Source organism: Acrocarpospora phusangensis (assembly GCF_016862995.1).
GTDB classification, from domain to species: Bacteria; Actinomycetota; Actinomycetes; order Streptosporangiales; family Streptosporangiaceae; genus Acrocarpospora; species Acrocarpospora phusangensis.
The window spans coordinates 1-2,672 of record NZ_BOOA01000180.1 but is presented as its reverse complement, the minus strand read 5'-3'; the positions used below and the strand labels follow the sequence as shown (position 1 = coordinate 2,672).

The 2,672-nt window shown below is 66.8% G+C and carries 1 protein-coding gene; it reads left to right on the top strand.

The window, feature by feature from the left end:
* Positions 1-139: 139 nt before the first annotated feature.
* On the top strand, positions 140-2,672 hold a 2,533-nt coding region (locus Aph01nite_RS40755), incomplete at its 3' end, for a non-ribosomal peptide synthetase (protein WP_204046451.1).

Sequence of the window (2,672 nt, the reverse complement as noted above, 5' to 3'; positions counted from 1 at the left end):
GGCCACGATCCCTGCTGGGGACATTCCCCTGGCCACCATCCCCACCGCGGCTGACGCGACCTCGACCCAGAGCCCTCGCGTAACCGGATCGGCCACGATCCCTGCTCCGGCTGGCGTGACCCTGAGTCAGGGCCCCAGGGTGACCGAACTGTTCGGGGCGATGGCCCGAGCCACCCCCGACGCCCCTGCCGTCATCACCGAATCGGGAACGACCACCTACGCCGAGCTGTCACGCCAAGCCGACCGCCTCTCCCAAGCCCTGCGAACCCTCGACCCCCACCCGGGCAGCGTCGTCGGCATCCTCCTCCCCACCTCCTCCGACGCGATCGCCGCCATCCTCGGCGTCCTACGCGCCGGCTGCGCCTACCTCCCCCTCGACCCCACCCACCCCCCAGACCGCCTCACCGACCTCCTCACCACAGCTCACGCCATCGCTGTGGTGGCTGACACAACGGCTGTCGACATTCATCCCGATACCCGTTCTCCATCAGCCAGCTGCGGCACCCCCGCTAGTCGTGCCGACGCCTCCTCTTCTCCCGACGGCAGCTGTCCGCCAGCTAGCTTCGGCATCTCCGCTAGTCGTGTCGACGCTGGCTCTTCTTCAGCGGATTTCGGCGTGGGCGATATCGGTCCCGGTGGCGGCTGTCCGCCAGCTAGCTTCGGCATCTCCGCTAGTCCTGCCGACGATGGATCTTCTTCAGCCGCTTTCGGCACCGGCGCTATCCAGGTCGATGATGGCTTCTCGCCAGCCAACTCCGGCGAAGGTGGCGATGTCGCATATCGGCGCTTCACTGGTGCCTGGCTGCCGCGTGCGCTCCTGCACGAGGATTCCGTTCCGTCGTGCCGTGCGGACTCGGTGCCGGTCCTCGACCATGGCGGTCTGGCCTATGTCGTCTTCACCTCAGGCTCGACAGGGCGGCCCAAGGGCGTCATGGTCGGGCACGGAACGCTCTCCAACCTCACCAGGTCGTTCCGCGAGGCGCATGGGTTCGGGCCAGGTCAGCGCATTCTGATGCTTCCGCCGCTGACCTTCGACGCCTCAGCCGGAGATCTCTTCCCGGCGCTCACCTCGGGCGCGGCCCTCGTCCTCCACCCCGAACCAGCCCGAATCGACGCTCAGGAACTCCTCACCTTCTGCACCCGTCACGGTGTCACCGCGATCGACACCGCGGCTTCCCTTTGGCGCCAATGGACCAACGAGCTGACCGAGGTCCCCCCTACGTGGCCCGTCAGAATCATGATGATCGGTGGCGAATCCGCCCCAACCCAAGCCGCCCAGACCTGGCACCGGGTCACCGATCGGCGGACGACCCTCTTCAACCACTACGGACCCACGGAAGCCACCGTCTGCGCAACCGTCCACAGGATTCCGGACCCGCTGGGCGTCGTGCCCACGCCGCACGACTCCACGGTTCTAACCGTCGTTCAGCCGGTTCCTGAACTCTCGGCCGTCCTGCCCGCGCCGCGCGACTCCACGGTCCTGACCGTCGTTCAGCCGGTTCCTGAACTCTCGGCCACCCTGCCCGCGCCGCACGATTCCCCGGATCCCGCCGCCGTCCATACCGTCGCCCTGCCCACGCCGCACGCTAGTTCAGTGAACTTGGCCATCGGCAGGGAACTGCCGCATGTCCGGGCCTACATTCTTGATCGATTCGGGGGTCCTTGCCCTGTCGGGGTCTATGGCGAGTTGCACCTGGGGGGTGACTGCCTGGCCTTCGGTTATGTCGGCCGACCGGCCCACACCGCCGTCAGTTTCGTCCCTGATCCGTACGCCGGGACGCCCGGGGCGCGGATGTACCGAACCGGGGATCTGGTGCGGCGGCTCTCCGACGGGACGATCGAATTCGCCGGCCGCTCGGACCGTCAGCTCAAGATTCGTGGCCATCGGATAGAGCCCGCCGAAATCGAGGCGGCGCTGTCCGCCGAGGACGACGTCATCGACGCTGCGGTTGTCGCGGTTGACGATCGCCTGGTCGCGTATGTGGCGACCAAGTCCGCCGTCAACCGGCGGGTTGCGGAGAAACTGGCCCGGCCGGACCTGGAGGACCCGGTCCAGCAGGTCCAGGACATCACGAGCAGCTCTGGGGCTGTTCTTCGGCGGGCGCTCCGGGAGCGGTTGCCCGATTATCTGGTGCCGGATGTCGTCGTGGTCGTGGCGGAGATTCCTCGGAACAGCCACGGAAAGGTGGAACTGGGGGAGCTTCCGAGGGCGGGAAGCGTCTATGAGAAACCCTGCGGCGCTGTCGAAGAATCGCTGGCGGATATTTGGCGGGGAGTCGTCGGGGCGCGGGAGACGGTTGGGCGGCGGAGCAACTTCTTCGAAATCGGGGGGAGTTCGCTGCTGGCCGGGCGAGTTCTGGCAGAAGTGGAGCGACGGCTTGGGGTCCGGGTTCCGCTTCATGTGCTGTTCGAGAGCGGAGACCTGGCGGAGCTTGCGGCCTATGTCAGTGAGCCCGTGGCCGACAGAGTCGATCTCCTGAGTGAGGTTGTTCTGCCCGACGAGATTCACGCACGCAAGCCGACGAAGTTCATTCGATCGAGCGAAAGCCCGTCGAGCGGAACGAGCGAAAGCCCGTCAGGCCGAACGAGCGGAAGCCCGTTGAGCGAAAGCTCGTCAGGCGGAACGAGCGGAAGCCCGTTGAGCGAAAGCTCGTCAGGCGGAACGAGCGGAA